This is a genomic window from Pseudomonas tremae (assembly GCF_001401155.1).
Classification (GTDB): domain Bacteria; phylum Pseudomonadota; class Gammaproteobacteria; order Pseudomonadales; family Pseudomonadaceae; genus Aquipseudomonas; species Aquipseudomonas tremae.
Window position 1 is genome coordinate 1 of the sequence record NZ_LJRO01000057.1, and the last position, 8,133, is coordinate 8,133.

At 50.3% G+C, this 8,133-nt stretch carries 3 protein-coding genes; 1 reads left to right on the plus strand and 2 read right to left on the minus strand.

The genetic code is table 11. The features are described from left to right. Positions 1-152: 152 nt before the first annotated feature. Entirely contained in the window at positions 153-2,984 is a 2,832-nt protein-coding gene (locus tag ALO43_RS03850) for a hypothetical protein (RefSeq protein ID WP_144114448.1), read from the minus strand. A gap of 32 nt (positions 2,985-3,016) precedes the next feature. After that, positions 3,017-6,832 (minus strand): hypothetical protein, encoded by a 3,816-nt coding sequence (locus ALO43_RS03855; RefSeq protein WP_054997135.1) that lies wholly within the window; start codon positions 6,830-6,832, stop codon positions 3,017-3,019. Between the two features lie 202 nt (positions 6,833-7,034). Here ALO43_RS03855 and ALO43_RS28230 point away from each other — a divergent pair, with 202 nt between their 5' ends. After that, positions 7,035-8,036 carry a hypothetical protein gene (locus ALO43_RS28230; protein WP_083492103.1) on the plus strand — a complete coding sequence of 334 codons (1,002 nt, stop codon included), beginning with the start codon at positions 7,035-7,037 and terminating at the stop codon, positions 8,034-8,036. Positions 8,037-8,133 lie beyond the last annotated feature (97 nt).

Here is an 8,133-nt window from a genome sequence, read left to right on the forward strand (position 1 = left end):
TCGACCCCGCTGTTGAGGAAGCTCATGAAGTTGAAGGCGTTGGAGTGCAGTGAGGTGGTGGTGGACATGGGGCATGCCTCGGTTGCTATGGAGGGCAACTCACTGGGCGCGGCGAACCAGATACCACGAGAGCGCCCAGACTGCTGAGAGATTCAAATGACGTTGATCAGCAATGTGTTCCGGCTGTCAGTAACTTCTATTGAAGGAAAACCGATTGAAAGCGCATGATGATTGCCATTCTCATCCAGCATTCGTAGCTTCAGAGGGGCTTCCAGTAAACGCGCAGTACTGCCCTGATTATATTTGACATCGTCGACCCGGAATAAACAGATCATCAATTGCCCTGCCCCCACGCCGTGTCCAGGAGCAATATTGCTTTCCAGCGAGGTGCTGGGTATAACCTCAGCAAGCCGTTCATCATAGTTCACAGTTCCCTGATCACCCTCAACGGCCATATCGTTGAATAGGTAACCGGTGTAGCTGAACATCGTTTCGTTAACCCTGCGACTTTCCCACTGAACAGTCGATTGACTGTCCTCGAACTCGCATCTCACAAACCGTACAGATAGTCCATTAGTGCCGACGAACTCGAGTGTCCAGTAATCGGTGGTGGTCAGAAAATAATCGTAGTCTGCCTGTTGCGGCGGGTTATTGCCGCCGCCGGAAACGCGCTGAAGTGCAAATCTATAATTGGTCACCGGAAATCTTGGCGGTTCCAGGGGACTGAGCACGATCGTATAAGGCGCATACTGGCTTTCATGATTCGACACATGCGGCACCGCATATTGGTCGACGATTTTCGCAAAGAACACTTCGGCAGACTTCGCGCGCGTCTGTACGTACACCCTTCTACGGGTAATGCTACTACGGGCTTCATTGACGGGCTCATCGGAGGTGTTCAGGGACGGGGAATATTGATTGAAACGGTTCTCCGCGCCATTGACCACCCAGGTATAATGGTCATCACTTTCAATGCCGTCCTTACCCGCGGGCAGGTAGTCAAGCTCCTGCCCACTGTCCCTGTACACAATGGTCAGGCTGCTCATCTCTTCGAGTGTTACAGGGTAATCCTGGTTATCGGTCTCAATCTGTACATTCACGGCTATTTGCTGATAGCCATTGGCAAATGCCGAGCGCTGGTCATTAAGTGCAGTCAAAGTGAACTCACCCAGACTTGACCAGGATTTCTCGGCGATGAAGTCGGACAGTTGCACGATGCTGTAGCCAGTCATCCATGTGGTTCCGCCGTATATGACTTCACACCGTACCACACTGAGCGGCGATTCAATCTGGGCAGGGGCGGAGAACAGTCCTTCTTGCGTGACACCGCCACCACCACTGAATATGCTCCAGCGAATATATTCCGGGGAGGTGGTTGTGACCGAAAGTTGAACCTCCGCGGAGCGGCTTATACCCGCGCTGAAGGGGGGATGAACATCCAGAGTCGGAGGCGTTGCCAGCAATACCACAGAGGCCAGCGTGCTCGAGCCAGTGGCACAGTCCAAAACCTTGATTTGCTGCACTGCCATGACTTCGCCGTCGGGCAATGTCTCCGGAGGTGTGTAAATGGCACTATTACCAGTCACGTCCAACTTGCCGTACTCTGCTCCCAGCAGCGACCACTCCAGTTCGCCCCCACCTAGCGTTGACGCCGAAAATGCAACCGGGCTAGCGTTACGTTCCGCAGATCTGAAACATGATTGAGGTGCGACCGTCATCCCTTCAAAGACAACAGCAATCAGAGCAGATGCCTGAACGGTCTTGCCTGCGACTGTGTCGTAATAACTGGCTGTTACAATATTGCGTACTGTTTCCTTGCCAAGATTTTGAGGTTCGACACTTCTGTAGAGGCCTGATGTAGAGATACGCCCGGCACTGTGAGTGGTATTGATGCTGTAGACACTCCAGGTGACGGGGGCATTATTGAATACTGTCCTGCTCTGTACCAGTTGAAATTGTTGCGTATGACCTGCCTGTATGACTTTAAATAATGGCTCCAACGTAACGGTCGTCAGCGTCGGATCAATGTTGCCAAACACAATCATATCGTGCGGTTCGTGCCGGGAGCTTTCTACAAATACATTCTGGCCGGGAAACAAAAGGCTGTTAAGCAAGTCAAGTCGTTGCTGCTCTACGTATTGAAGCATGTCGTAGGACAGCACCAGCGCTGCCGAGTAAAGGTCTTGCCCCGCAGCGTCCTTGTCATCCGGAATAAAATATGGAAAGCCACTGCCTTCGCCTGGAAGATAGCCGGGTGAATCCTTACCTCTCAACGCGATGAAAATAACCACGCCACCTTCGCCGTAGTTTGTGGACTTCGCGTCCTTGGCGCCCGGCGCCGCCTGGGTCAGGATACGGAAGGTTGTCGGGGTTAGCGGGTTGTAGCCTTTCAAGTCCAGCATGCCAAGCTCGAATACCCGTTTGTGACGTGGCAGGTTCTGTATCACCGACCGAAATGCCAGGCCAACACGATGCTGGACATTGAGCTGGTTTGAGAGATTGGTCGTGAATTCATATCCGTCTTTCAAATCCAGAGTGACTCGTCCACGCTTGTCGACTTCTCCCACCACCACGGTCAGATTAATAGTCATGACCAGCTTGAAACCTTGCTGCTCGGAGAGCTTGAAGCTGGAGGTCAACAGTGTCGGCTGACCAGCCAACGCTGAAAATGACGTCACCGTTCCGGCGATGAACCACATTGTCAGTGTGGCCTGCGAATTATCAAGAGAGGCGGTTTCAAACGATAGCAACGGCTGACTCAGAATAACGGCCTCGATATCCATCCACTCCTCTTCTTTCTCCGTCAGAAAAATAGACGACAAATTGAAGGGCGGCAGGAAGCTGAGTTCGTCGAAACCAGCGACGAATTGCTGTTCCAACAATCTATTCAGTCGCGCACGACCGAAAATAGAAATAGCCCCCCAGTCGGATGTTGAAGGGCGGTCTTGCATGGACACTAACAGCTCGTCCCTTGAATGGCTCATGATAAACTCCTTGTATTAATAAAGCAGCTACTTTAAATGGGGCGGTAAGCTGGCATAAACTCAGGCGTCAAGGGTGCGGTATCCTCCGGGTAGTCGAATAGCGGCAGAGGGATCAGTATAGAACCAATGAGGCTGGTGAACATAGTGTGCCTGACAACTATTAAAACAAAGTTATGCTCAAGCGGCGACGGCGGGGTGTAGACGCCATTATCAATACTGCCTGAGCCAAGTATTATCTCCCACGTAATTTCCTCAGGCTTCAGGAGTGTAACACCTGCTTTCACAATTAACTTTGTACGCTCTACAGATGAGTAGGAAAAGTCTCTCATGATGTTGAGCGCCGATGGGGCATTTAATACCACGAGGTAACTCGACTTCTTTTTCCCGGCCTTAGTTTCGACTACCACTTCTTCAACAAAGTAAGGTACGTCTGCAGCGGGCGTAGGTGCAGTGTAAGTATTTTCAAACCCTACCTCATTTAAAAGGTGTCCGCCATTGGACGGCGTCTTCAGCGTCCATGTCAGTGTGTCGGCGCCTCGGCTGCCTGCCGACAGTGAGCGTTTTTGATGTGCGCCACACGTTTGAATAACCGGATTGACGGTAATATCGCTGACCACTACCGATACAAGGGCCGAGCTGCTGTAGCTGCCTACCGTCGCAGTTACCTTGACCCGAATGAAGGGCGCTCCACCAAGGCTGGGTGGAGCCTCATAAACCCCGTCTTTAGTCACACCCCCAGGGAAACCTGTCTCTCCAGCAATTCTCTTAACCGTCCAGGCCACGCCTGAAGTAGAGGGGGTGGTGGTGAATGGTAACGTGTCGCCTAAACCCACCACCGCTTCAAGTGGGCTGATCGAGAAATGCGTAACGGTGGGTCCCAAATGACCAAAGACGGCCATATCGCCTGGGAGAGCTACCTCATCGAACGCGATAGAGTCACCGCTCTTGAACAGAATAGATTGAAGGGCAAATATATTAATGTCTGGCAGTTTTTTCAGTATCCAGTCTAAATCGTCTTCATACATTGATTTTAATGTACTCACAAATTGGGATTCAACTTTTCTAAATGCTTGTTGAGCGTCCCCATCATTAACGGGGGGTGGCTTATGAATTGGAAAGGAAACCGCGGAACTCATTGATGTCAGCCCTGTGGGCGTTATCATATGCGATGCCCGGTCCACCTCATAACCACAGCTCTTGGAGATATCAGTCTTTACATCATTATAGGCGTGTTTGCTGGCAGGCCAGCCTTCAGCTCCAATGGCTGTGTTGACACCTTTGGGGGATGATATATTAAGCCCGAGATGTATCTTGCCGTTTTGTATGCGCCCTACCGCGCTTCTGTCTGCTCCCGCATCCGACGTATTGTAGGTTGTTTCTGTTTTGCAATTAAACTGCCCATGGTCAAAAAACGAGATGAATGTGTGAAAGTGAGGGGCTTGCGGATGAATTATCTTAAATGATTCCGCACTTTCTGGCTCTATTGTCCACGCTCCAGGATCAATGAGTCCAACCATCACCATGGCCTCACCAATAGTGGCCTCCAACAACAGCTTGTTACTGATCAAGAGTATTGCGCTGTTCTGCGTATCATTGGGAATCAGATAGGGAAAGTCTGCACCAGGGTTGCCTCCAGATTTTTCGTTTTCCATGGCAACCAATACCAACACTGATCCATCACCATAATTGCCCGCATTGCGCTCTTTGCTCCCTGGTGCGGCTTGGGTACGCAATTTGAAAGTCTCGGGTTTTATGACGTCATCCGAATGCTTTGTAATTTCACTTATTGTTACCACACGCTTACTGTCGGGTAGACTTTCGAAATACTCTTGAAAAAAAAGCCCTCCGACTTCTTGCTCTAATATAAAATCGGAAAAGCTCAGGCTGAAATTGCTGCTTTTACTCAGGTCCAGGACGACCTTCCCAGCACTGTCAATGCTTCCCGGTACGTCAACCAGCTCCAGGTCCATTGTCAGGACTGGTCCGTTAAGCGGGTCGATGATACCTATGCGTGTCGGTTCTTTACCGCCGGGGATGTGGTTAAACGTCACCTGAGTACCACCGACGACGTTCATCGTCAGTTTGGCGTCTGCTGTTTCACGATCAATGTTGGCCGTTTCAAATGAAAGTCGTGGACAGTCCATCTGGTAGCCCGTGATAAACTGGCCAGTTGTCGCGGTCGTGGCGATATACTTTTCAATAGGGTCCAGGTAGTCGCCTGTGCTGAAGCGACTGATATACTCCTGCAATAAAACAGTGTTAGTGTCTTTTTGGTTAAATGCCAGGATTGCCCCCCAGCCCATCGTTCTCGGCTTTACCTGCATCCATTCGATCATTTGTTTTTTAGACATGCCAGTCGTGGCGTAGTCTACAGCGTGTGGTTGAACACAAACGTCTGACTCAACATCGTTATCGCCGGGTTGTTTAATTGCCAGCACCAATGACACAGCGGGAAACCTGGTAAACGAATTCCCGTCATCAAAACTGACAGACACATTGAGTATTAGACGTGCGCCGACACCCAGCTGCGTCAGAAAAGACTTGCTCAGGGTTGCCGTTATCTGGCCTTGGTCAATATGCGTTTGTGTGATCGGGAAATCGCTCAACGGCCACTCGCTTGTCCCACTGTTCGCTTCAATGGTAACGCGTTGGCCGGGGGCCATGAATACCCACTTTCGCAGCGTCACGACTGCTCCGGACTCCGGAACGCAATTCAACAGCAATCTACCGATGTCGGTACAGCTGCACTGTACGGTGGTGTAGTTGTGGGTGGGCAAAGGGGTAATAAGCAGAATAAATACTTCAGAGGTGATGAGCGTTTTTCCCGGCCGGTTGATCCGATAGAGCACATTAACGTGCTTGCCCATGTTGGCTGGCACCGCACTGGCTGGAATCAAAAACAGACGCTCGTCCTCTGGCTCGGAAACGCTCGTAACGTACTGTCCACTGGTGCCGAACCCTTGCCATTGAACCTCGACTGTGTCGCCGTCCATTAACTCCTCGCTGGGCGGAATCCTTACACGTGCTCCGGCCCTTAACGACATAGCACTAATGTAGCCTTGCGAGGGTACCTTTTTGTGCGACCGAACAGGGGGGCCTGGCGCCCCTGGTTCTGCGCCTTCAATAATGGGTGGCATAGAGAGATACGCCTCTTTAATCTCAATGTTCAGTGCGTACGAGGATTCAGCTTTTCCGTAACGAGCGTATTGATATTCAAAGACAGCTCTCTCGTTTATATTTTTTTCCAGCCAAGGCTGCTCCACAGTGAACTGGAACGTGCCTTTATCAATAATCGACTGGTCGATCAGCAGATAGTCAATGACTTGCGGTTCGCCCGGCCCGCCTTGGATATAACACAACACGCAGTCACCGACCTGAATGTCAGGGTACACATCAACGTTCAGATTCATACCTTGCGGGTAGTCCACAGGGTCAACAGGACCTCCTGTGTTATTGTCGATACTAAAGGCTGTCAGGCGTGGGGCAGAAGTGGGTTTAATATCGATTGTCTGTATGTCGGAGTCAAAAAATTCACCCGGATCATCCGAGTACTCTACCCGGTAACTCATTTGTGCAGTGCCATCTCCAATAAATGAAACATATGACGATTCCAGCGCCCAACTGAGTACCTGATCACTGGCCGTCACAATATGCTCGTCGGAAAAAAGCTCGTCGCGAAAGCCGTCAGAAGAAAATCCCTGCCAGGCAACTTTAACCTTATCGCCTGGGCTCGTGCGCGCGGAAGGTGCGACGACGAGCGTATAGCTGCCTCCGAGAGGTTTATCTGTGGTGTCCAGCGCAAGCGCGTGTGATTCTTTTAGTTGTACGACGGGTAGAGAGCTGTCCATATGCTTGGTTCCATCCATATTTACGGCGCACCGACATTCGGTACGCGTCACCATTCTTGATAATCAAAGCATTCATCAAGGTATAGGTCTGAAAGCCCACGCTGCCAACCTAGTACAAGTGCTAGGTCATATAATTCAATATGAGTGTTAACTTAAAGCTTGCACACTTCCTCATGACCTATTTAAACACCAGAGGCACGTTATGAAACCCCCAATAAAACTCCTGAGCTTTTTTATCATTTTTGCGTTTCTAGTAGGGTGTTCGGGTGCCTTGGCCAAGCAAGAAAACCCCAATGTAAAAGCAGACGGGACTATAACGTTGTACTTGCCAAATGGTACCCCGCAATGCACCTTTCCAGCGGCCTCAGGTACTTTTCACTTCCCTAACAAATCAACCGACGACTACCCTTGCAAGCAGCTCCGCGGCGGAGGTTTCTTCAAACTCAATAATGTTCCTTCTGCTACAAAACTATGGCTTTTAAATGGAAAACCTAAGCCTGGCCAACTAGAGACTCTACCGTTAAGGTGTATTCCAGGTGCTGATGTCGCTTTTGGTTGGTGGGAGCTTTTGACTATAAAAAACCCCACAACCACTGACCCCCAGATGAACAATGGACTTATCCGAATTGAAGACCTTAAAACATTGAGTGTTGGCAGCGTAGTCACTCCCGGGGTAAGACTAGTGGGGGCTGACGCTTATACCCATCCTGAGCCCGACAGAATAAGCTGTCTGATTATTGAGGTATCTCCTTTGGCCAGTGCGGCATCAGACTCAAACACTGCAGAGCCCGCAAAACTTACACTTGAAGGTGCTAACGGTGAACATCATTGCACCCTTGACTTTAAAACTCAAAACTACGTATTCAAAGGTAATGCTCATTGCAATAATGACGAGGCGATAAAGCTTGAACTTGAACACGCACCTTCCGCCTCAAACATCCTCCTGTTCGATGATTACTCGTGCGACCGCAACGATAATGGCAATTATTTCTGGGTCTACCTTCGAACTATAAAAGAAGACGTATCGACGGTTAGCCTGATCGATCTTGATGACATCGCTACGGCACCGATCGGCTCGGTAGTTGCCCCCGGGATCAGGTTGATGGATCGCCATCAAAAGTCTGGAGAGTCCATGAAGAAGCGCACTTCCTGCGTACAGATTCAAGTGGATGCTCCGCCACTGCCCCCCGTGAAAAGACATTGATGTCAATACTCACTTCAGGATCTTCTCCCATGTCCACCACCACCTCACTGCACTCCAACGCCTTCAACTTCATGAGTTTCCTCAACAGCGGGGTCGA

What these genes read in the sequence shown, in the direction of transcription:
- ALO43_RS03850 (WP_144114448.1), bottom strand. Translation starts at nt 2,984, where the DNA reads ATGAGCCATTCAAGGGACGAGCTGTTAGTGTCCATGCAAGACCGCCCT.
- ALO43_RS03855 (WP_054997135.1), bottom strand. Translation starts at nt 6,832, where the DNA reads ATGGACAGCTCTCTACCCGTCGTACAACTAAAAGAATCACACGCGCTT.
- ALO43_RS28230 (WP_083492103.1), top strand. Translation starts at nt 7,035, where the DNA reads ATGAAACCCCCAATAAAACTCCTGAGCTTTTTTATCATTTTTGCGTTT.